The 21,419-nt window shown below is 66.9% G+C and carries 17 protein-coding genes and 1 pseudogene; 8 read left to right on the top strand and 10 right to left on the bottom strand.

Going from position 1 to position 21,419, the window contains the following annotated elements; all coding sequences use genetic code 11:
- Positions 1–338 precede the first annotated feature (338 nt).
- Both recN and U5805_RS28260 read right to left on the bottom strand, forming a co-directional pair.
- Positions 339–2,018 carry a DNA repair protein RecN gene (recN, locus tag U5805_RS28265; RefSeq protein ID WP_322106812.1) on the bottom strand — a complete coding sequence of 560 codons (1,680 nt, stop codon included), beginning with the start codon at positions 2,016–2,018 and terminating at the stop codon, positions 339–341.
- 172 nt (positions 2,019–2,190) lie between these two features.
- Entirely contained in the window at positions 2,191–3,102 is a 912-nt protein-coding gene (locus U5805_RS28260) for an NAD kinase (protein WP_322106811.1), read from the bottom strand.
- Positions 3,103–3,829: 727 nt separating this feature from the next.
- Here U5805_RS28260 and hrcA point away from each other — a divergent pair.
- The 3 genes from hrcA to U5805_RS28245 all read left to right on the top strand — a co-directional run bounded on the left by hrcA (position 3,830) and on the right by U5805_RS28245 (position 6,670).
- The gene (hrcA, locus tag U5805_RS28255; protein ID WP_322106810.1) at positions 3,830–4,849 is read left to right on the top strand and encodes a heat-inducible transcriptional repressor HrcA; all 1,020 of its coding nucleotides are present in this window, start codon (positions 3,830–3,832) and stop codon (positions 4,847–4,849) included.
- A gap of 218 nt (positions 4,850–5,067) precedes the next feature.
- The gene (gene hemH / locus U5805_RS28250) at positions 5,068–6,135 is read left to right on the top strand and encodes a ferrochelatase (RefSeq protein ID WP_322106809.1); all 1,068 of its coding nucleotides are present in this window, start codon (positions 5,068–5,070) and stop codon (positions 6,133–6,135) included.
- A 127-nt stretch (positions 6,136–6,262) separates the two neighbouring features.
- Positions 6,263–6,670, top strand: a complete 408-nt coding sequence (locus tag U5805_RS28245) for an RNA-binding S4 domain-containing protein (protein WP_322106808.1) — start codon at positions 6,263–6,265, stop codon at positions 6,668–6,670.
- Here the strand turns inward: U5805_RS28245 and U5805_RS28240 are convergent.
- A complete protein-coding gene (locus U5805_RS28240; protein WP_199272281.1) occupies positions 6,642–6,803 on the bottom strand; it encodes a hypothetical protein in 162 nt (53 codons plus the stop codon). The two genes, U5805_RS28245 and U5805_RS28240, sit on opposite strands and share 29 nt — an antisense overlap.
- 394 nt (positions 6,804–7,197) lie before the next feature.
- Here U5805_RS28240 and grpE point away from each other — a divergent pair, with 394 nt between their 5' ends.
- The 4 genes from grpE to pabB all read left to right on the top strand — a co-directional run bounded on the left by grpE (position 7,198) and on the right by pabB (position 13,401).
- Positions 7,198–7,764 carry a nucleotide exchange factor GrpE gene (gene grpE / locus U5805_RS28235; protein ID WP_322106807.1) on the top strand — a complete coding sequence of 189 codons (567 nt, stop codon included), beginning with the start codon at positions 7,198–7,200 and terminating at the stop codon, positions 7,762–7,764.
- 260 nt (positions 7,765–8,024) lie between these two features.
- Positions 8,025–9,983, top strand: a complete 1,959-nt coding sequence (gene dnaK, locus U5805_RS28230) for a molecular chaperone DnaK (protein WP_322106806.1) — start codon at positions 8,025–8,027, stop codon at positions 9,981–9,983.
- 288 nt (positions 9,984–10,271) lie between these two features.
- On the top strand, positions 10,272–11,405 hold the full coding sequence (gene dnaJ, locus U5805_RS28225; RefSeq protein WP_322106805.1) for a molecular chaperone DnaJ: 1,134 nt from the start codon (positions 10,272–10,274) through the stop codon (positions 11,403–11,405).
- A 43-nt stretch (positions 11,406–11,448) separates the two neighbouring features.
- Positions 11,449–13,401 (top strand): aminodeoxychorismate synthase component I, encoded by a 1,953-nt coding sequence (pabB, locus tag U5805_RS28220; RefSeq protein WP_322106804.1) that lies wholly within the window; start codon positions 11,449–11,451, stop codon positions 13,399–13,401.
- A 155-nt stretch (positions 13,402–13,556) separates the two neighbouring features.
- Here the strand turns inward: pabB and panB are convergent, their stop codons facing one another.
- The 7 genes and pseudogenes from panB to U5805_RS28185 all read right to left on the bottom strand — a co-directional run bounded on the left by panB (position 13,557) and on the right by U5805_RS28185 (position 20,208).
- Complete coding sequence (gene panB, locus U5805_RS28215) at positions 13,557–14,372, bottom strand: 3-methyl-2-oxobutanoate hydroxymethyltransferase (RefSeq protein ID WP_322106803.1); 816 nt, start codon at positions 14,370–14,372, stop codon at positions 13,557–13,559.
- A gap of 40 nt (positions 14,373–14,412) precedes the next feature.
- Positions 14,413–15,099 carry a deoxynucleoside kinase gene (locus tag U5805_RS28210; protein ID WP_322106802.1) on the bottom strand — a complete coding sequence of 229 codons (687 nt, stop codon included), beginning with the start codon at positions 15,097–15,099 and terminating at the stop codon, positions 14,413–14,415.
- Positions 15,096–15,668, bottom strand: a complete 573-nt coding sequence (gene folK / locus U5805_RS28205; protein WP_322106801.1) for a 2-amino-4-hydroxy-6-hydroxymethyldihydropteridine diphosphokinase — start codon at positions 15,666–15,668, stop codon at positions 15,096–15,098. Before folK ends, U5805_RS28210 begins: the two co-directional genes overlap by 4 nt.
- Positions 15,669–15,776: 108 nt before the next feature.
- On the bottom strand, positions 15,777–17,438 hold the full coding sequence (pcnB, locus tag U5805_RS28200) for a polynucleotide adenylyltransferase PcnB (protein ID WP_322106800.1): 1,662 nt from the start codon (positions 17,436–17,438) through the stop codon (positions 15,777–15,779).
- The gene (locus tag U5805_RS28195) at positions 17,435–18,121 is read right to left on the bottom strand and encodes an HAD family hydrolase (RefSeq protein ID WP_322106799.1); all 687 of its coding nucleotides are present in this window, start codon (positions 18,119–18,121) and stop codon (positions 17,435–17,437) included. The genes pcnB and U5805_RS28195 overlap by 4 nt, the downstream gene beginning before the upstream one ends.
- Positions 18,122–18,960: 839 nt before the next feature.
- Positions 18,961–19,638, bottom strand: a pseudogene (gene hda, locus U5805_RS28190) (DnaA regulatory inactivator Hda); the annotation flags it as partial.
- Positions 19,639–19,656: 18 nt separating this feature from the next.
- Positions 19,657–20,208, bottom strand: coding sequence for a hypothetical protein (locus tag U5805_RS28185; RefSeq protein ID WP_322106798.1), 552 nt, complete (start codon positions 20,206–20,208; stop codon positions 19,657–19,659).
- 121 nt (positions 20,209–20,329) lie between these two features.
- On the opposite strand from U5805_RS28185, the gene purM reads away from it, so the two are divergent.
- Positions 20,330–21,403 (top strand): phosphoribosylformylglycinamidine cyclo-ligase, encoded by a 1,074-nt coding sequence (purM, locus tag U5805_RS28180; RefSeq protein WP_322106797.1) that lies wholly within the window; start codon positions 20,330–20,332, stop codon positions 21,401–21,403.
- The last annotated feature ends 16 nt before the right edge of the window (positions 21,404–21,419 follow it).

Here is a 21,419-nt window from a genome sequence, read left to right as displayed (position 1 = left end):
GGCTGGCGCCGTGCTTGAGCGAAGTGGCTGGGCGAGCGCGAATGCGTGGGGCGCGGGCGTGTGTGCGCAAACGCCTGGGCACTGAAGGCCTGAGCGCCGAACACAAGCCCGAACGCCTGTGAGCCGAACGCGTAAGCACTGAACGCATAAGTGCCGAACGCATAAGCGCCGAACGCCTAAGCGCCGAACGCCTGAGAGCCGAACGCCTGAGAGCCGAACGCCTAAGCGCCGAACGCACAAGCACCGAACGCACAAGCACCGAACGCCTAAGCGCCGAACGCCTAAGCACCCGAACGCCTAAGCGCGATTGCATGAGCGCGAGCGCAACCACGCGCCCCTTACGCCGCGAGCATTTCCTTCGCGTGCCGGCGCGTGGTTGCCGTGATTTCGAGGCCGCCGAGCATGCGCGCGACTTCTTCCACGCGGCCGGTTTTATCGAGCGGCGTGACCGCCGAAACCGTGCCGCCCTGGCCGTCGCTCGACTTTGCCACCTGAAAGTGATGATCGCCGCGCGCCGCGACCTGCGGCAGATGCGTGACGCACAGCACCTGCCGGTCGCCGCCTAGCTGATGCAGCAAACGGCCCACGACTTCGGCCACGCCGCCGCCGATGCCGGTGTCCACTTCGTCGAAGATCAGCGTGGGCGTTGGGCTGGCTGCGCTCGCGATCACGGCGAGCGCGAGGCTGATGCGCGCGAGTTCGCCGCCCGAGGCGATCTTCGCGAGCGGGCGCAACGGCACGCCCGCGTGGCCCGCGACGCGGAACTCGATTTGCTCGAGACCGTGCGCGCCGCCGCTTTCGCCGCTTCCGCCGCTTCCACCGATGGGCACCAGCGCGACTTCGAAGCTGCCGCCCGCCATCGACAATTCCTGCATGCCTTGCGTGACCGCCGCGGCGAGCGCCTTCGCGGCCTTCGCGCGCGCTTTCGAAAGCTGCCGCGCTTCGACGAGATACGCCTCGTGCGCCTTTGCGGCCGCGCTTTGCAGGCTGTCCAGATCGGCGGCGGCGTCGAGCGCGGCGAGCTGCTCGCGCCGCGCCGCGTGTTCCTCGGGCAACGTTTCGGCTTGCAGCCGGAACTTGCGCGCCGCCGAATGCAGCGCCTCGAGCCGCCGTTCGACCTGCGCGAGCCGCTGCGGGTCGAGTTCGAGCCGCTGCGCGTAGTGCGAAAGCGAATACGCGGCTTCCTGCAACTGGATGGACGCGGGTTCGAGCGCCGCGAGCGCGTCGTTGAGCGCCGGGTCGATTTCGGCGAGATCGCGCAGCCGGGAGACGATCGCGTTCAAATGCGAGAGCATCGCTTCGTCCGATTCGGAAAGCGCCGCGAGTGCGCCTTGCACGCCCGCGATCAGATTCGCCGAATGCGAGAGCCGCAAATGCTCGGCGTTCACCTCTTCCCATTCGCCCGGCTGCGGCGCGAGCTTGTCGAGTTCGGCGAGCTGCCAGGCGAGGCGCTCGCGCTCCAGTTGCAGTTCGCGGTCGCGCGCCTGCGCGGTTTCCACGGCGGCCCGCGCGTCGCGCGCCGTGCGCCATGCGCGCGTGACAGCGGCGGCGAGTTCGGTCAGGCCCGCGTGCGTGTCGAAGAGTGCGCGCTGCGCGTCGGGGCGCATCAGCAATTGATGCGCGTGCTGGCCGTGAATGTCGACGAGCATTTCGCCCACTTCGCGCAACTGCGCGAGCGTGGCCGGCGTGCCGTTGATGAACGCCCGCGAGCGCCCGCTGCTGTCGACCACGCGCCGCATCATCACCGTGTTTTCGCTGTCGCCGTTGGCGAGCGCGTGTTCTTCGAGCCAGTGCGCGACGTCGGGCGGCACGTCGAATTCGGCGGTGATGTCGGCGCGCGATTCGCCGGTGCGTACCACGGCGGCGTCGGCGCGCGTGCCGAGCGTGAGCGCGAGCGCGTCGATGAGAATCGACTTGCCCGCGCCCGTTTCGCCGGAAAACACGGTGAAGCCGCTGTCGAATTCCAGGTCGAGCGCCGCGACGATCACGAAGTCGCGAATCGAAAGATGGCGGAGCATGGGCTTAGGCGTGGCGGGTGCGTGGTTCGGGCGAGGATTGGGACGACGGTTCGGCATGCGGATGCGGCGCGATTACGGCTGACACGCACGGACTGCCGGGCGCCGGGTTCGCGGCCGCTTCGCGCGACGCGCGCGAGGCAGGCGCCCGGTTCCGGCGGCGCGGCGTGATTCGTTACTCTTCAGGGTCGCCTTGCAGCGACGGATGTTCGTTCCAGTGCAGCTTCTTGCGCAGCGTCGCGTAGTAACTGTAGCCGACGGGATGCAGGAAGGGCACGGTATGGCGCGAGCGCCGCACTTCGATCACGTCGCCGAGTTCGAGCGCCGTGAACGATTGCATGTCGAAATTCACGTTGACGTCGCGGCCCGCCACGATCTGGATGCTCACCTTGCAGTCGTCGGGCAGCACGATGGGGCGGTTCGAGAGCGCGTGCGGCGCGATCGGCACGAGCACGATGCCTTGCAGCTGGGGATGCAGAATCGGCCCTTGCGACGACAGCGCGTAAGCGGTCGAGCCCGTGGGCGTGGCGACGATCAGGCCGTCCGAGCGCTGGTTGTACATAAAGCGGCCGTCCACGTTCACGCGCAATTCGGCCATGCCCGAGAAGCCGCTGCGGTTCACGACCACGTCGTTGAAGGCGAGCGCGTGATAGATCGGGTCGCCGTCGCGGGTGATGCGCGATTCGAGCAGCGAGCGCTCCTCGCGCTCGAACGAGCCGGCGAGCAGTTGCGGCACGATCTCCTGCATGTCGGCGAACGGGATGTCGGTGATGAAGCCGAGCCGCCCGTGGTTGATGCCGATGAGCGGCGTGCGGTAGGGCGCGAGCTGGCGCCCGATGCCGAGCATCGTGCCGTCGCCGCCGAGCACCACCGCCACGTCCGCGCGCGCGCCGATTTCGGCGGCCTGGAGCGCGGGATAGCCTTCGGCGCCGATTTCGGTTGCGGTGTGCGCTTCGAACACGACCTCGAAGCCGCGCTTCGCAATGGTCTGGGCGAGCGCGAGCAGCGGCTCGGCGATACCCGGCGTGTTGCTGCGCCCAACGAGCGCAACCGTCTTGAACTGGCTCTGGATCTTCTGGATCTGCATGCCGGCATTACACCATAGTCAGGTCGCGAAAAGAACAATCCGGGCGTGATGAAAACGCTGCGCGAAAGCGCCGCGAACCTTGCCGGGCGTAGCTTCCGGGCGTACCTTCCGGGCCGCCGACGGTGACATCGCGATGACAGAAACCGCGCTCGTGCTCCGCGCGCGAGAGGGCGCATGCGGCGCGCTGCCCGGTAAAGCGCGGGGCGAACCGCAAGGCAACCCGCGCGACGGACACCGGGACGAACCAGCGCAGCGAACGCCGGGGCGAACCGCGAGGCAGACGTCGGGATAAACCCGCGCGACGAACGTCGAGATAAACCCGCGCGACGGACGCCGGACGAACCCGCGCGGCGGACGCCGGGCGAACCAGCGCAGCGAACGCCGGACGAACCAGCGCAGCGAACGCCGGGACAAACCCGCGAGGCGTTCGACAGCGCGAACCGGGCGGCAAACCGCAGGCAACCGGCGCGGCAAAGGCGGCAAGTAAAGGCAGCAGCAAAGGCGCCGGCAAAAGGCGGCAGCAAAGGCAGCAAAGGCAGCAAAGGCAGCAAAGGCAGCAAAGGCAGCAAAGGCAGCAAAGGCAGCGGCAACCCGCGCGGCAAACCCCGAGCGCCGAGTCGGGCAGGCGGACCCCAAGCCGATCCACGCGCCGCCGCCTGCGCGCCACGCCGCCGCTGCCCGGCCGCCTACTCGCCGCCGACCCGGCATTAGGCTAGAATTTTCAGTCATGCTAGATCCCCGCGCACAAACCCTCCTCAAAACGCTGATCGAGCGCTACATCGCCGAAGGTCAGCCGGTCGGCTCGCGCACGCTGTCGCGCTATTCCGGCCTGGAGTTGAGCCCGGCCACGATCCGCAACGTCATGTCCGACCTGGAGGAGCTGGGGCTCGTGTCCAGCCCGCACACCTCGGCCGGGCGCGTGCCCACGCCGCGCGGCTACCGGCTTTTCGTCGACACCATGCTCACAGTCGAGCCTTCCGCCGACGAAGACGCGCTCACGCGCGCCGTAAAAACCACGTTGCGCCCCGGCGAGCCGCAAAAAGTGGTGGCGGCGGCCGCAAGCGTGCTGTCGAATCTCTCGCAGTTCGCCGGCGTGGTGCTCACGCCGCGCCGCAGCCACGTGTTCAAGCAGATCGAGTTCATGCGCCTCTCGGACAAGCGCATTCTGCTCATCATCGTGACGCCCGAAGGCGACGTGCAGAATCGCATCATGGCGACGCAGCGCGACTTCACGCCTTCCGAACTCATTGAAGCCTCCAATTACATCAACGCGCATTTCGCCGGCCTCTCGTTCGACGAGGTGCGCCGCCGTCTGCGCGAGGAAATCGACGCGCTGCGCGGCGACATGACCTCGCTCATGCACGCGGCCGTGACCGCAAGCACCGAGGAGCCCGAAACCGGCGACACCGTGCTCATTTCCGGCGAGCGCAACCTGCTCGAAGTCGCCGATCTTTCCTCGGACATGGCGCGCCTGCGCAAGCTGTTCGACGTGTTCGACCAGAAAACCAGTCTCCTGCAATTACTCGACGTCTCGAGCCACGCGCAGGGCGTGCAGATCTTCATCGGCGGCGAATCGCAGCTCGTGCCCATCGAGGAAATGAGCGTGGTGACCGCGCCGTATGAGGTGAACGGCAAGATCGTGGGCACGCTGGGCGTGATCGGCCCGACGCGCATGGCCTACAACCGCGTGATTCCGATCGTCGACATCACCGCGCGGCTGCTTTCACTCACGCTCAGCCAGAACTGAGCCTCGCGCCGCCTTCCGGCACCACCTTCGGCCCTACCTTTTGCGTCGATCATCGCCGAAACCCGCGCCCGCGCGCCATTAGCCGAACGGCCAACGTTCGCGCGCGTCGGCGCCGGAGCGCCGGAAAACCCCGCCGCCACGGCCCCAGCAAGCCGGCCGCTATAATGATTTTTCCTGCCACCGTTGCCGCGCCTCGCGCGCGGCTTGCCTGATCGCCTATGCGTTTCGACCTGGAGCGGCCCTTGCAGTCGGCCGCGGCGCATCGCGTCGCCGTGCTGCTCATCAATCTCGGCACGCCGGACGCGCCCACGCCGCGCGCCGTGCGCCGCTATCTCGCGCAGTTCCTCTCCGACCCGCGCGTGGTCGAGATTCCCGCGGCCCTCTGGCAAGTGATCCTGCGCGGCCTGATCCTGCCGTTTCGCGGGCGTTCCTCCGCGAAGAAATACGCGGCGGTCTGGACGCCCGAAGGCTCGCCGTTGCGCGTGCATACGCAAAGACAGACCGACGCGCTGCGGCATCTATTTCAGATCAACGACTACACCGTGCTCGTCGATTACGCGATGCGCTACGGCACGCCCGACATCCCCGCGATGCTGAACCAGCTCAAGCTCGCGGGCGCCGAGCGCATCCTGCTCATGCCGATGTATCCGCAATATTCGGCGTCGACCACGGCCACGGCCTTCGACGCCGCCTTCGTCGCGCTGCGCCGCATGCGCAATCAGCCGGAAGTGCGCACGGTGCGCGGTTATCACGACCATCCGGCTTATATCTCGGCGCTCGCCGCGCAGGTGCATCAGTATTGGCACGCGCACGGCCGCCCGGATTTCGCGGCCGGCGACCGGCTCGTGCTGAGCTTTCACGGCGTGCCGAGCCGCACGCTCGATCTCGGCGATCCGTATCACGACCAGTGCCAGCAGACGGCCGCGCTGCTCATGCACGCGCTCGAACTCACGCCGGTGGAATGCCGCGTCACGTTCCAGTCGCGGTTCGGGCGCGCGCAGTGGTTGCAGCCTTATACGGCGCCCACGCTCAAGGAACTGGGCGCGGGCGGCGTGCGCCGCGCGGACGTGTTCTGCCCCGGTTTCACGGCCGATTGCCTCGAAACCATCGAGGAAATCGGCATGGAAGTGCGCGACGAATTCCTGCACGGCGGCGGCAAGGAATTTCACCGCATTCCGTGCCTGAACGCCTCGCCCGCATGGATCGCGGCGCTGGGCGAGATCATCGCGCAGCAATTGCAAGGCTGGCCGGTGCAAGCCGCGTCGCCCGTGAGCGCGGCGGCGTGAGCGCGGTGGCTGGGGCTTGCGCGCGGCGCTTGAGCTAGATCGCGTACGTGGCGGCGCTGCGCGCCGAGGTGCGCTGGCGCACCGCCGTTTGCGCGCCGCCCTGAAATAATTTCGATGAAGTGCCGAAATGAACTACAAGATTTCGACTGAACCGGGCGCGCGCCTGCGTATCGACAAATGGCTGTGGGCCGCGCGCTTTTTCAAGACGCGCTCGCTGGCGTCCGACGCCGTGGGCAAAGGGCGCGTGCGCATCGGCGGCGAGGCGGTGAAGGCGTCGAAAGACGTGCGCGTGGGCGATCTCGTGGAAATCGAGATCGATCACGTGGTGTGGGAAGTGGAAGTGCTGGGGCTATGCGACGTGCGCGGCCCCGCGAGCATCGCGCAAACGCTTTATGCGGAAACCGAAGCCGGCCGCACGAAACGCGCGGCCGAGCAGGAACGGCGGCGGCTCTTTCGCGAGCCGGCGGCGGTGTTGCAGGGGCGCCCGACCAAACGCGACCGTCGCACTATCGACAAACTTTCGCGTGAGGATTGAACAGCGCTTCCATGGTGGCGTGCGCGCTGCCGTATTCCGTGGTGTTTTCGGTGACGGCGCCCGACATGCAGATGGTGGTGGTTCCGGCAATGAGTACCAGCGCGACCACCGAGATGGCAAAGGTCAGTTTCACGGTACTCCCCTAGGGACGGCGGCAAAACGGCCAAAAATGCGGCTTGGCGTGAGTGACAGGTTAGCTAACGCAAAGTCCGTTCCGTGCGGTGCCGAACTCAGGGTATACGCTTCATGAGCAGCACCTGTTCCTGAGTGTAGGTCAGGGCTCGGCCGGACTCAATTCCAATCTTGCGGCAGTGCGGTAATGGTTGTAACCGGTGGTTTCCGCTCGCGGTCCCAGTATAAAAAAGCGGCGCGAAGCCCTTGAAACAGGCGATCCGGCACCCATGTGCTGTCGCAATCCCCGAAGCGTTTGTGGCGCCGTAACAACGCAGCGCCATGCGAAGTCGTCGCGCCTGCGCGAAGCGACTACGCTTCGTTCCCTTTTTCACCCATCAACGACGTTCAGCGACATGGAAAACACGCAAGAGAACCCGACGAGCCAGAACCCCACGCCCGCGGACGAGGCGTCGCAAGCTCCCGCCCAGCCCGAAACGGCCGCGGTGAACGAGCCGGCCGCCCAGGGCGGCGTGGATGCGGCGCTTGCCGAAGCGCAGGCGAAGGTCGCCGAATTGCAGGACGCCTTCATTCGCGCCAAGGCCGAGACGGAAAACGTGCGCCGCCGCGCGCAGGAAGACGTCGCCAAGGCACACAAGTTCGCGATCGAAAACTTCGCCGAGCATCTGCTGCCCGTCATGGACAGCCTCGAAGCCGCGCTCGCGCACGGTTCCGACGATCTGGCCAAGGTCAACGAAGGCGTCGAACTCACGCTCAGGCAACTCGTGGGCGCGCTCGAAAAGGGCAAGGTGCTCGCCATCAACCCGGTCGGCGAGAAGTTTGATCCGCATCGTCATCAGGCGATTTCGATGGTGCCTTCGGAGCAGGAAGCGAACACGGTCGTCAGCGTGCTCCAGAAGGGCTATGTGATCGCCGACCGCGTGCTGCGCCCGGCGCTCGTGACCGTTTCGGCGCCGAAGTAACGGCTCGCCGGGCGGTTCGACAGGCCGTGCGGCGCATCGCATCGAAAGCAAGCCGAAAGAATTGGGCGTCCGAGTATTCGAAATCGTCCGCCGATTGAAAAAAATGATGGAACGCATAGCCCGGACCCCTTGAAAACGCCGTCTCGGCACTTATTTGGGCAGCAGTTCCGAATTGAAGCGAACGCGAGGCGCGAGCAACACCACGTTGTCCACGCGCAAGCCACGTTCGCGCAGCGATCAAAATTGGAGATTTGAGAAAAATGGGCAAAATCATTGGTATCGACCTTGGCACCACCAACTCGTGCGTGGCGCTGATGGAAGGCAATCAGGTCAAGGTGATCGAGAACTCCGAAGGCGCGCGCACCACGCCGTCGATCATCGCCTACATGGACGACAACGAAGTGCTGGTCGGCGCGCCGGCCAAGCGCCAGTCGGTCACGAACCCGAAGAACACGCTTTACGCAGTCAAGCGTCTGATCGGCCGCCGCTTCGACGAGAAGGAAGTGCAGAAGGACATCAACCTGATGCCCTACAAGATCGTCAAGCACGACAACGGCGACGCCTGGGTGGAAGCGCACGGCGAAAAGCTCGCGCCTTCGCAGGTTTCGGCCGAAGTGCTGCGCAAGATGAAGAAGACCGCCGAGGACTACCTCGGCGAGCCGGTCACGGAAGCCGTGATCACGGTTCCCGCGTACTTCAACGACAGCCAGCGTCAAGCCACCAAGGACGCGGGCCGTATCGCCGGTCTGGAAGTCAAGCGCATCATCAACGAACCGACGGCCGCCGCGCTCGCGTTCGGTCTGGACAAGGCCGAAAAGGGCGACCGCAAGATCGCCGTGTTCGACCTGGGCGGCGGCACGTTCGACATCTCGATCATCGAGATCGCGGACGTCGACGGCGAAATGCAGTTCGAAGTGCTCTCGACCAACGGCGACACCTTCCTCGGCGGCGAAGACTTCGACCAGCGCATCATCGACTACATCATCGGCGAGTTCAAGAAGGAGCAGGGCGTCGACCTTTCGAAGGACGTGCTCGCGCTGCAACGCCTGAAGGAAGCCGCTGAAAAGGCCAAGATCGAACTGTCGTCGGGCCAGCAGACCGAAATCAACCTGCCGTACATCACGGCCGACGCGTCGGGTCCGAAGCACCTGAACCTCAAGATCACGCGCGCCAAGCTGGAAGCGCTGGTCGAGGACCTGATCGAGCGCACCATCGAGCCGTGCCGCGTGGCGATCAAGGATGCGGGCGTGAAGGTCAGCGACATCGACGACGTGATTCTCGTCGGCGGCCAGACGCGCATGCCGAAGGTGCAGGAGAAGGTGAAGGAGTTCTTCGGCAAGGACCCGCGCCGTGACGTGAACCCGGACGAAGCCGTGGCCGTGGGCGCCGCGATTCAAGGCCAGGTTCTCTCGGGCGACCGCAAGGACGTGCTGCTGCTCGACGTCACCCCGCTTTCGCTCGGTATCGAGACGCTCGGCGGCGTGATGACGAAGATGATCAACAAGAACACGACGATCCCGACGAAGCACGCGCAGGTGTATTCGACGGCGGACGACAGCCAGTCGGCCGTGACGATCAAGGTGTTCCAGGGCGAGCGCGAAATGGCGGCGGGCAACAAGCTGCTGGGCGAGTTCAACCTCGAAGGCATTCCGCCCGCACCGCGCGGCGTGCCGCAGATCGAAGTGACCTTCGACATCGACGCGAACGGCATTCTGCACGTGGGCGCGAAGGACAAGGCCACGGGCAAGGAAAACAAGATCACCATCAAGGCGAACTCGGGCCTGTCGGAAGCCGAAATCGAGAAGATGGTGAAGGACGCCGAAGCGAACGCGGAAGAAGATCACCGTCTGCGCGAGATCGCCGACGCGCGCAACCAGGGCGACGCGCTGGTTCACAGCACGAAGAAGGCCGTGGCCGAATACGGCGACAAGATCGAAGCCGGCGAGAAGGAAAAGATCGAAGCGGCGTTGAAGGATCTCGAAGACACGCTCAAGAGCACGTCGGCCGACAAGGCTGAGATCGAGGCGAAGGTCGAAGCGCTCTCCACGGCTTCGCAGAAGCTCGGCGAGAAGATGTACGCCGACATGCAGGCGCAGCAGGCAGGCGCCGCGGGTGCAGCCGGCGCGGCGGGCGCGGGTTCGGCCGGTGCCGAGCAAGCCGCGCACGATCACGCCGACGACGTGGTCGACGCCGACTTCAAGGAAGTGAAGAAGGACTAAGCTCGTTCACGCCGGCCGCAAGCGCGGGACATCCGCCGCTTGCGGCCGGATCGACGGACTTGCGGCACGGTGGCGTCGGGTACGATGCGCACTGGCATTGCAGCGCCTGGCGAGCCGTTATGGCTCTCCGGGCACATTTGTTTTATGGAGGCCGTTCTTTTTCAGGGGCCGCGAGGGCGCGAAAAGCGCACGCGCGGGGTTCAGGGAGAGCGGCAAACGGGTCACGCGATCCAGCATTCAAGAGGAGCCGGCGCGCGCCGAAAGGCGTTCGGCCGGCGTTGAACCGATATGGCGAAACGGGATTACTACGAGGTTCTGGGCGTCGCGAAGAACGCGAGCGACGACGAAATCAAGAAGGCGTATCGCAAGCTGGCGATGAAGTATCACCCCGACCGCAATCCGGACAACAAGGATGCGGAGGAGCATTTCAAGGAGGTCAAGGAGGCCTATGAAATGCTGTCGGACTCGCAAAAGCGCGCGGCATACGACCAGTACGGCCATGCGGGCGTCGACCCGAACATGGGCGGCGCGGGCGCGCAAGGCTTCGGCGGTTTTGCCGATGCCTTCGGCGACATCTTCGGCGATATCTTCGGTCAGGCGGCGGGCGCGCGCGGCGGCCAGCGCAGCGGTCCGCAGGTGTATCGCGGCGCGGATTTGCGCTACAGCATGGAAATCACGCTGGAGCAAGCGGCGCACGGCTACGAAACGCAGATTCGCGTGCCGGGCTGGAGCGGCTGCGAGGTCTGCCACGGCTCGGGCGCGAAGCCCGGCACGAAGCCCGAAACCTGCCCGACCTGCCACGGTTCGGGCCAGGTGCGCATGTCGCAGGGCTTTTTCAGCATCCAGCAGACGTGCCCGAAGTGCCACGGCACGGGTTCCTACATTCCCGAGCCGTGCACGAATTGCCATGGCGCGGGCAAGGTGAAGGAAACCAAGACGCTCGAGGTGAAGATTCCGGCGGGTATCGACGACGGCATGCGCATCCGCTCGGCCGGCAACGGCGAGCCGGGCATCAACGGCGGGCCGTCCGGCGATCTGTACGTCGAGATTCACATCAAGCAGCACGCGGTGTTCGAGCGCGACGGCGACGACCTTCACTGCCAGATGCCGATCCCGTTCACCACGGCGGCGCTCGGCGGCGAGATCGAAGTGCCCACGCTCGCGGGCCGCGCGAGCTTCACGGTTCCCGAGGGCACGCAGTCGGGCAAGACGTTCCGCTTGCGCGGCAAGGGCATCAAGGGCTTGCGTTCGAGCATCGCGGGCGATCTTTACGTACACGTGCAGGTCGAAACGCCGGTCAAGCTCACCGAACAGCAGCGCGATTTGCTCCAGCAGTTCGAGAAGTCGCTCGTGGAAGGCGGCTCGCGTCACAGCCCGCAAAGCAAAAGCTGGTTCGACCGCGTGAAGAGTTTCTTCGACTAAACGCGGTGGCCCGCACGGGCACGCAGTAACGGGTTGTTCAGCAATGGCAGCGGAAACAGGCGGCGCGATTTTCGCGCTGCTCGATGACGGCGACTCGACGGCCGAACGCCGTTCGAGCCGTCTCTACACCGGGTTCCTGCGGGAATTCGCCTGCACGCGCGCGGCCGATCTCGACGCCGTGTGCGCACAGGCGAACGCCGCACTGCGCGCGGGCTCGCACGTCGTCGTGATCGCCGATTACGAATTCGGGCGCGCGCTCGAATTCGCGAAGCAGGACACGGCGCGGCAAATCGCCAGGGATACCGAAGCTTCTTCAGCAACGCAGCACGGCCACGCCGCGCTGCGTTTTTTATTGTTCGAACGCTGCGAAAAACTCTCGCGCGACGAAGCCGGCGCGTGGCTCGCCGCGCGCGAAGGCAGCGCCGAACCCGCGCCCGCGGGCGTCGCGAACGTGACGCCGGGCGTCGCGCGCGAGCGCTTCGAACACGACATCGCCGCCGTGCAGGACGCGTTGCGCGCGGGCGAGTCGTATCAGATCAACTACACCTACCGGCTCGGCTTCGAGGCGTTCGGCGAGCCGCTCGCGTTGTACCGGCGCTTGCGCGAGCGTCAGCGCGTGCGTTATGGCGCGCTTCTCGCGCTGCCGGGCGGGCGTTGGGTGCTCTCGTGCTCGCCGGAATTGTTCGTGGAAAAGCGCGGCGAAACGCTGCGTGCGAAGCCGATGAAGGGCACGGCCGCGCGCGCGGCGAATGCGCAAGACGATGCGGCGGCCGCGCGCTTTCTCGCCAACGATCCGAAGAATCGCGCGGAAAACGTGATGATCGTCGATCTCCTGCGCAACGATCTTTCGCGCGTTGCCGTGACGGGTTCGGTGCGCGTGCCGGCGCTGTTCAGCGTCGAACCGTATGCATCCGTCTGGCAGATGACGTCGACGGTCGAAGCGCGCGCGCTCGAAGCGATGACGTTCGCCGACGCGATGCGCGCGCTGTTTCCGTGCGGCTCGATCACGGGTGCGCCCAGGCATCGCACGATGGAACTCATCGAGGCGCTCGAACACGCGCCGCGCGGGCTTTACACGGGCGCGATCGGCTGGCTCGACGCGCCGCCGGACAACGCGGCGTGCGGCGATTTTTGCCTTTCGGTCGCGATCCGCACGCTGGTGCTCGACGCGCCGCCTGATCAGACGAGCGGGACGAGCGGGACGGGCGCGGCGCGGCGCGGCGAAATGGGCGTGGGCGCGGGCATCGTGCTGGACAGCGTGGCCGCCGACGAATACGAGGAGTGCCGCTTGAAAGCGCGTTTCCTGACCGGCGCCGATCCGGGCATCGAATGCTTCGAAACGATGTACGCGACGCGAGCGCAGGGCGTGCGTCATCTCGACCGCCATCTCGCACGGCTGGCGGCGAGCGCGGCGTGGCTCGGCTTTCCGTGCGATGTCGCGGCGATTCGTGCGCGGCTTGCGCAAACCTGCGCCGCGTTCGCCGATGCCGATGCCGACGCGCCGCATCGCGTGCGGCTGGCGCTCGGCAAGCGCGGCGCGGTGGCGATCACGGCGGCGGCGCTGGCGCCGTTGGTGCCATTGGTGCCGCTGACGGGCGACGAAGTCGGCGTTTTGATCGCGGCCGATCACGGCTTTGCGAGCGTGGCGTCGGGCGACGCGCTGCTGCTGCGCAAGACCACGCGCCGCGCCGAATTCGATCGCGCGTGGCGCGCGGCCGAAGCGCAGGGCGGCTTCGACATGCTGTTTTTCAACGAACGCGGCGAACTCACCGAGGGCGGCCGTTCGAACGTGTTCGTGAAGCTCGGCGGTGAATGGCTGACGCCGCCGCTGGCCTCGGGCGTGCTGCCGGGCGTGATGCGCGGCGTGTTGCTCGACGACGCCGCGTTCGGCGCGCAAGAACGCGTGCTCACGCGCGCCGACCTGCTCGACGCCGAAGCGCTGCTGCTCACGAACGCGCTGCGCGGCGCGGTGAGGGCGCGGTTGGTGGGTGCTTGATTTGGCGCTTGATGCGCATTTGCCTCACGCTTGAGCCGCCCATCTTTCGCCGCTCCCGCCATCGTCGCAACATGCGATAAAAAAAGCGCGCTTCGCGGGAAGCGCGCTTTTGCATTTCGGTGCGCGAATCAGCGCATCAGCACGTTCTCAGCGCATCAAAACGTATGCTCAGGCCCAGGAAACGTACCTTCCTTCACCGCCCGCACATACGCGCGCACGGCCGATTCGATGTCGGGCTGGCCGGCCATGAAGTCCTTCACGAAGCGCGGGCGCTTGCCGGGAAAAATGCCCAGCATGTCGTGCAGCACGAGCACCTGGCCCGAGCACTCCACGCCCGCGCCGATGCCGATGGTCGGAATGCGCAACTGCTGCGTGACCTCGGTGCCGAGCGCGGCCGGCACGGCTTCGATTACCACGAGTTGCGCGCCCGCGTCCTGCAAGGCAAGCGCGTCGCGCACGAGCTGCGTCGCGCCCGCTTCGGTCTTGCCCTGCACCTTGAAGCCGCCGAACGCATGCACCGACTGCGGCGTGAGGCCGATGTGCGCGCACACCGGCACCGCGCGCTCCACCAGCATCTTCACCGTGGGCGCGAGCCATTCGCCGCCCTCGATCTTCACCATCTGCGCGCCCGCGCGCATCAGCTTGACCGAGTTCGCGAAGGCGTCCTCGGGCGTGCCGAACGTGCCGAACGGCAGATCGGCGACGACGAGCGCCTTCGGCTGCGCGCGCGCGACGCAGGCCGTGTGATAGGCGATGTCGTCGAGGGTCACGGGCAGCGTGGTCGTGTGGCCCTGAAGCACGTTGCCAAGCGAGTCGCCGATGAGCAGCGTGTCCACGCCCGCGCGGTCGCACAGCGCCGAAAAGCTCGCGTCGTAGCAGGTCAGCATCGTGATGCGTTCGCCGGCATCGCGCATCGCCTGGAGTTTGGGCACGGTGACCGCGCTGCGGCCCGTTTCCTGCAGGTAAGTCATGGGAAATCCGTTGGAGAAGGAGAACGAGTGGCGACGGCGCTCAGAGCGGCGTGCCCTTGACGAACGATTCCTTGCGGCCGCGCATGGTTTCGATGCGTTCGGCGATCAGCGCAAGGTCCGCTTCGGAGTCGAGCGGGTGCAGATTTTCGGCGCCGACGGTCAGCACCGGCGCATGGTCGTAATGATAGAAAAATTCGTTGTAGCTGTCGCAGAGCGCCCGCAGGAAAGCATCGGAAATATGCAGTTCGCGCGCGACCGCGCGCTTCTGGATGCGCGCGTAAAGCGCTTCCGGGCTCGCCTGCAAATAGACGACGAGATCGGGCGGCGGCGCGCTCGCGGCCAGCCGCGCGGCGAGCGCGCGATAGAGCGGCTGCTCGTCCGCGGAGAGCGTGAGGCGCGCGAACAGGTCGTTGCGCTCGGCGAGGAAGTTGGTCACGAGCGGCACGTTCGCGGCGCGGCGCGCGGCCACTTCGTGCGAAAGCTGCTCGCGCTGCAACGCGATATGCAACTGCGCGGCGAGCGCATGCGACGACGACGCGTCGCGATAGACGCGTTCGAGAAACGGGTTGTCGGCGTTCGATTCGAACAGCGTCTGCATCGACCAGCGCCCGGCGAGTCGCGCGGCCAGTGCGCTCTTGCCCGCGCCGATCGGGCCTTCGATCACGATGTAGTCGAGCGCGGGCCGCGCGGGGCGCGCGCTGACGACGGGCAAGGGCGTGACGCTCATCGGCAGCCGCCGGTTTTGCGGCTTTCGCCGGGCGCGGCGGAAACCGTCGGCGCGGCGTTGGCGCCGCCCGGAATGCCGAGGCACTGGCACGGCGGCTTGACCTTCTCGATGCGCTGATCGGCGACGGCGGCGAGAAACGCGCTTGCCGGCCCAAGGCCCGGCACCACGAGTTCGGGATCGATTTCCACGAGCGGCACGAGCGCGAAGGCGCGGCCCGTGAGGCGCGGGTGCGGCACGACGAGATCGGCGGTGTCGATGATGGCGTCGCCGTAAAGCAGGATGTCGATGTCGAGCGTGCGCGGCGCGTTGCGATACGGCCGCTCGCGTCCGAAGTAGTGCTCCACGCGCTGGCACAGCGCGAGCAGGTCGTGCGCGCCGAGCGGCGTTTCGAGCTTCACGACGCAGTTGAAATAGTCGTCGCCGCCCGCGTCGATGGGCGCGGTGCGGTAGAGACTCGACTTTGCGACCACGGTGAGCGTGTGCTGCTGTGCTAGGCACACCACCGCGTCTTTGAGGGCCTGGCGCGCATCCCCCAGATTCGCGCCAATTCCCAGCCAGGCAACCGTCATGGCTTCACTTCCTGCGACTTTCGTTGCGGTTCGACGCCTCGCGCGGCGCGCTCGGCAGCACCAGGCGTTGCACGACACATTGCACGGAGCCCGGCGCCGCGCACGGCGTCAATCCTCGTGCGGACCGGCGTCGCCGCCGTGACCTGCGTCTTCGTGAGCGTTTGCGCCCGCTGTCTCGTGAGCGTCGTGCGCCGAGCCTTCGCCCGTTCTGCGATTCTTCGCGCCGCCGCGGCGGCGGCGCTTGCGCGGCGCGCGTTCCTTCGCTCCGCCTTGCGAGAGCAGCGCTTCGCGCGCCGCGAGATCGCCTTCGATGAAGTCGGTCCACCATTGGCCGATTTCGGCGTCCAGCTCGCCCGACTCGCAGCGCAGCAGGAGGAAATCATACCCCGCTCTGAATCTTTGGTGTTCCAGCAGCTTGATCGCGCCGCGGCCGCGCTTTTCGAGGCGCAGTTGCAGCCCCCAGATTTCGCGCATGTCCGACGAGAAGCGGCGATGGATCGCCAGTTTTTCCGTTTGCGCGTCGATCACGTCGTCCATCGCGCGGTGCAGCGCGGGCATGGGCAATTCGCCTTCGGCCGTGTATTGCTGCCAGCGTTGCTGAACGTCGTGCCACAGCAGCGTGGCGAACAGAAAGCCCGGCGAAACCGGCTTGTTCGCGCGCACGCGGGCGTCCGTGTTCGACAGCGCGAGCGAGATGAAGCGCTCGCCTTGCGGCTGCTCGAGCACCACGTCGAGCAGCGGCAGCAGGCCGTGATGCAGCCCTTCCTTGCGCAGCCACCGGAGGCATTCGAGCGCGTGGCCCGAAAGCAGCAGCTTGAGCATTTCGTCGAAAAGACGCGCGGCCGGCACGTTGTTGATGAGGTCCGCGAGCTTCACGATGGGCTCGCGCGTGTGTTCCTCGATCTCGAAGCCGAGCTTGGCCGCGAAACGCACCACGCGCATCATGCGCACCGGGTCTTCGCGGTAGCGCGTGGCCGGGTCGCCGATCATGCGCAACAGGCGCGCGCGCATGTCGGCCATGCCGTTGTGATAGTCCAGCACGGTTTGCGTGGCCGGATCGTAGTACATCGCGTTGATCGTGAAGTCGCGGCGCGTGGCGTCCTCGTGCTGCTCGCCCCACACGTTGTCGCGCAGAACGCGGCCGCTCGCGTCGACGTGATGCGTCTTGCGGTCGAGTTCGTCGCGGCGCATGCGCTTTTGCGGCGCGGCGGCGGGCGCGGCGTCGGCGGGCGGCGGATCGACCAGCGCGCGGAAGGTCGACGTTTCGATGATCTCCTGGCCGAACTGCACGTGTACGATCTGAAAACGCCGGCCGATGATGCGCGCGCGGCGGAACAGCTTCTGCACCTGATCGGGCGTGGCGTCGGTGGCCACGTCGAAGTCCTTGGGCGCGATGCCGAGCAGCAGGTCGCGCACCGCGCCGCCGACGATGAACGCGCGAAAGCCCGCTTGCTGCAAGCCTTCGGTCACGCGCACGGCGTTGCGCGAAATGAGCGCGGGATTGATGCCGTGGATGTCGGCGGAAAGGATCACCGGCGTGGCCGGATCGGCGGGCGCCTTGCCGGCGCGGGCCTTCGCGGTTTTGGCCGATGACGCGCCGCCGGCGCCCGCGGCGTTCGCCGACCGCGTGCGCCGCGCGCGCGTGGCGCCCGATGCGCCGGCGGCGCGTTCGCCGTCTTCGTCATGCGCGTGGGCGTGGGCGGCTTCGGAGTGGTGTGCCGCTGCGGTGTCGTCGTGGCCGAGCAGCTTGCGGATAAATTTCTTGATCACTGGGCTTGGAACAAATCGAGGATGCGCCAGCCCTTTTGTCGCGCGTGCGCGCGCAGGGTGTCGTCGGGGTTGGTCGCGATCGGGTCGGTGACTTTTTCGAGCAACGGAATGTCGTTGTGCGAATCGCTATAGAAGTAGCTGTGCTCGAAGTCCGACCAGCTTTTGCCGAGCGAGGCGAGCCATGCCTCGACGCGCACGATCTTGCCTTCGCGATAGCTCGGCGTGCCCGTCGGGCGGCCGGTGAAGGCCGAAGCCGGATGGCCGTCGACGGTTTCGACCTCGCACGCGATCAGCTTTTCCACGCCGAACGCCTCGGCGATGGGCGCCGTGATGAATTCGTTGGTGGCCGTGACCACGCAGCAGAGATCGCCCGCTTCCTGGTGCTGCTTCACGAGTTCGAGCGCGACCGGCTGGATGGTCGGCGCGATGACTTCATGCATGTACTGGTCGTGCCACGCCTTGAGTTGCGCTCGCGAGTATTTCGCGAGCGGCGTGAGCATGGCGACGAGGTAGGCGTTGATGTCGAGGGCGCCGGCCTTGTAGTCGGCGTAGAAGCGATCGTTCTGCTCGGCGAAGCGCTGGGCGTCGACAATGCCGAGCTTCACCATGAAGCGGCCCCATTGGTGGTCGCTGTCGGTGGGGATGAGCGTGTGATCGAGATCGAAAAGTGCAAGGTTAGCCATGGGCGCTCATTTTACTTGAAGCGGGTGAAGCCGTTGCCGGCGTCGGCGGGCGGGTTTTCCGCGGGGGTTGTCGGCGGCGCTTGCTGGGTGCGTTCCGGTGCGGATTCTTGCGCGGGTTCTTGCGCGGGTTCTTGCGCCTGAGCGGATTTATGCGCCTGAGCGGTTTCTTGTGCCGAGCGGGGAGCGGGTTCGTGCGCCGATGCCGCTGCGAACGTTGCCGTAGGCGCTTGCTCGGCGGGTTGCGCCGGTTCGGCTGCGGGTTCGTCGGCCACGGGTTTGGCCGTTGATTCGGCGGCTGATTCGGCCGTGGCGGGCGGATCGAGGTCGCCGCGCAATTCGCCGCTCATTTCGTTGCTGACGTCGGCTTCCACTTCGCCCTTGAGTTCGGCGCCCAGTTCCTTGTGAATGACGGGACGGTATTTGGCCCCCAATTCGTTTTCCACGTTGTCGGTGGGTTTGGCGAACGGCGCGGGCAGCGGCTCGCGCGCTTGCTGGGCGGGCGGCCTGGGCGCTTCGTACGCCGGCGGCGCGGGTTGCGCGCCCTGAACCGGCCCGGTAAGCGGTTCGGCATCGGCATCGGCATCGGCGGGCGCGGGCGATTCGGCCGAACGCTGCGGTTCGTGCGCCGCCTCGTCGGTTTCGTCCGGCGCCGGTCGTGCCGCCGGTTGTGCGGCTCGTTGTGAGGCCGGGTGTGAAGCCGGGTGTGAAGCCGGATGTGAAGCCGGATGTGAGGTCGAATATAAGAGCGGAGGTGAGGCGGGTTCCCGCGCGCGCGCTTCTTCGCCGCCGGCATCGCCCGACATCGCCCCGACTTCGCCGATCAGCGCGTCCACGCCGTTCGCCAGCATCGTGCGCAAGAGCGGCAGCGTGACCGCGCGCTTCTGTTCGAGCGAGAAGCGGTCGAGCGCGTCGAGCAGACCCATCAGGCTCGGCATGTCGCGGCGAAAGTGCGTGAGCAGGTAGGCGGGCACGTCGTCGGCGAGCGCGATGCCGCGTTCGCGCGCCGCGAGCTTGAGGATCGCCGCCTTGCCTTCGTCGGAAAGCGGCGCGAGATGGAACACGAGGCCCCAGCCCAGGCGCGTGCGCAAATCCTCGCGCACGGCGAGCCCCATCGGCGGCGCATTGCCGGTGGCGACGAGCGCGCAGCCCGGATACGCGCGCACTTCGTTGAACAGATTGAAGAGGGCGATTTGCTGCGCGCCCGAAAGCGCGTCGCAGTCGTCGACGGCGTAGATCGTCACGCGCGGATCGAACGTGAACGCGGCGAGCCCGCTTTTCGGGCCGAGGTAGCGGACGTGGCCCGGCGGCGCCTCGTCGGCGAGCGCGAGCAGCAGGTGGCTGCGGCCGTTGCCGGGCTCGCCCCACACGTAAAACGTGCGATCGGCGATGGGACCGGCCATCAGCGCGGCGTCGAGACCGCGCAGGCGCGCCACCAGCTCCGCGTTGGCGCCGGTGTGGAAGTTGTCGAAGGTCGATGGCGGCGGTGTGCCGAGATCGAGCGTTAGCTGTCGCTGCACCACGGTGGTCTGGCCGAATCAGTTCCTGTAGGGCGCGCTCGCGGGAGAGCCGCGCCGCGCGCTCGGGACGATGGCGCTCGCGGGCGGCGAGAGCGGCACGCCGAAGAAGCCGAAGGACTGCCCGAACGCGAGCGGCGCGTGTACGTGTGCGATCCTCGCGGGCATTTGCTGCTTCAGTCGCGGCGCTTGTTTCCCGATGACGGCGCGCAGCAGCACGACGGGCATCGTCGCGGCGGCCGCGAACAGCCGCATCGTCGCGAGCGCGGCGGGTGCGACGGGCGCGGCGGGCGCGACGGGTGCGACGGGTGCGACGGGTGCGACGGGTGCGACGGGCGTGACGGGCGTGACGGTCGCGGCGAGCGCGGCGGGTGCGGCGGGTGCGTGCGGCACGCGGCGGCGCACGCGCCACGCCGCGCCCGCTTGGAGAAGGCACGCGATGACGCCGCCCGGCGGGAACGGCGCGAGCATCGGGCGCGGCAGCCACGGCACGAGGCCAGGCGCGACGGCGATGCCGGCCCAAACGGCGGTGTGACGCCGGGAGGGCGTGAGTAGCGGAGTGTTTTGCGACAAAACGAGGTCGTGCGGCGCCGGGCGGGCGGCGGGGCGCGAGCGCCACAATCGCTCGGCCGCCGGCGGCGGGGCGCCGTCAATCGGTTAAAATCTCATTTTACCGACCTTCTGGCGCTTCCCCATGAATCAACCGAAATCCGGCCCCGCTAATCAGGCTTCGTCGCAGGACCAAGGCCTCTCCTACCGCGATGCGGGCGTGGACATCGACGCTGGCGACGCGCTCGTCGATCGCATCAAGCCGTTTGCGAAGAAGACCCTGCGCGACGGCGTGATGGGCGGAATCGGTGGTTTCGGGGCGCTGTTCGAAGTGCCGAAGAAGTACAAGGAACCTGTGCTGGTGTCGGGCACCGACGGCGTGGGCACCAAGCTGCGCCTCGCGTTCCACCTGAACAGGCACGACACGGTGGGCCAGGATCTCGTCGCCATGAGCGTGAACGACATTCTCGTGCAAGGCGCCGAGCCGCTGTTCTTCCTCGATTACTTCGCGTGCGGCAAGCTCGACGTGGAGACGGCGGCGAGCGTGGTGAAGGGCATCGCGCAAGGGTGCGAACTCTCGGGCTGCGCGCTGATCGGCGGCGAAACGGCGGAAATGCCGGGCATGTACCCCGACGGCGAATACGATCTGGCCGGCTTCGCGGTGGGCGCGGTCGAAAAGAGCAAGATCATCGACGGCAGCACGATCGTTCCCGGCGACGTGGTGCTGGGTCTCGCATCGAGCGGCATCCACTCGAACGGTTTTTCGCTGGTGCGCAAGATTATCGAGCGCGCGCAGCCCGATCTGGCCGCCGACTTCGACGGCCGCTCGCTCGCCGACGCGCTGATGGCGCCCACGCGCATCTACGTGAAGCCGCTGCTCAAGCTGATGGAGCAGATCGCGGTGAAGGGCATGGCGCACATCACGGGCGGCGGTCTGGTCGAAAACATTCCGCGCGTGCTGCGCGAAGGTCTCACGGCCGAGCTGAACCACGCCGCGTGGCCGCTGCCGCCGCTGTTCTCGTGGCTGCAAAAGCACGGCGGTGTGGCCGACGCGGAAATGCATCGTGTGTTCAACTGCGGTATCGGCATGGCCGTGATCGTTGCGGCGGATCAGGCCGATGCGGCGGCTTCGCTGCTGGCGGCGGCGGGCGAGCAGGTGTGGAAGATCGGTGTGGTGCGCGAGAGCAAGGAAGGGGAGGCGCAGACGGTGGTGGTTTGAGGCTGCCGCGTCCAGC

This window comes from Paraburkholderia sp. J41 (assembly GCF_905220235.1).
GTDB lineage: Bacteria > Pseudomonadota > Gammaproteobacteria > Burkholderiales > Burkholderiaceae > Paraburkholderia.
The sequence above is the reverse complement of the archived record's forward strand: the minus strand, read 5'-3'. Positions and strand labels throughout refer to the sequence as shown.

What these genes read in the sequence shown, in the direction of transcription:
- hemH (WP_322106809.1), top strand. Translation starts at nt 5,068, where the DNA reads ATGCGTTTCGACCTGGAGCGGCCCTTGCAGTCGGCCGCGGCGCATCGC.
- pabB (WP_322106804.1), top strand. Translation starts at nt 11,449, where the DNA reads ATGGCAGCGGAAACAGGCGGCGCGATTTTCGCGCTGCTCGATGACGGC.
- U5805_RS28245 (WP_322106808.1), top strand. Translation starts at nt 6,263, where the DNA reads ATGAACTACAAGATTTCGACTGAACCGGGCGCGCGCCTGCGTATCGAC.
- folK (WP_322106801.1), bottom strand. Translation starts at nt 15,668, where the DNA reads ATGACGGTTGCCTGGCTGGGAATTGGCGCGAATCTGGGGGATGCGCGC.
- hrcA (WP_322106810.1), top strand. Translation starts at nt 3,830, where the DNA reads ATGCTAGATCCCCGCGCACAAACCCTCCTCAAAACGCTGATCGAGCGC.
- U5805_RS28210 (WP_322106802.1), bottom strand. Translation starts at nt 15,099, where the DNA reads ATGAGCGTCACGCCCTTGCCCGTCGTCAGCGCGCGCCCCGCGCGGCCC.
- panB (WP_322106803.1), bottom strand. Translation starts at nt 14,372, where the DNA reads ATGACTTACCTGCAGGAAACGGGCCGCAGCGCGGTCACCGTGCCCAAA.
- U5805_RS28260 (WP_322106811.1), bottom strand. Translation starts at nt 3,102, where the DNA reads ATGCAGATCCAGAAGATCCAGAGCCAGTTCAAGACGGTTGCGCTCGTT.
- grpE (WP_322106807.1), top strand. Translation starts at nt 7,198, where the DNA reads ATGGAAAACACGCAAGAGAACCCGACGAGCCAGAACCCCACGCCCGCG.
- recN (WP_322106812.1), bottom strand. Translation starts at nt 2,018, where the DNA reads ATGCTCCGCCATCTTTCGATTCGCGACTTCGTGATCGTCGCGGCGCTC.
- dnaJ (WP_322106805.1), top strand. Translation starts at nt 10,272, where the DNA reads ATGGCGAAACGGGATTACTACGAGGTTCTGGGCGTCGCGAAGAACGCG.
- U5805_RS28195 (WP_322106799.1), bottom strand. Translation starts at nt 18,121, where the DNA reads ATGGCTAACCTTGCACTTTTCGATCTCGATCACACGCTCATCCCCACC.
- dnaK (WP_322106806.1), top strand. Translation starts at nt 8,025, where the DNA reads ATGGGCAAAATCATTGGTATCGACCTTGGCACCACCAACTCGTGCGTG.
- purM (WP_322106797.1), top strand. Translation starts at nt 20,330, where the DNA reads ATGAATCAACCGAAATCCGGCCCCGCTAATCAGGCTTCGTCGCAGGAC.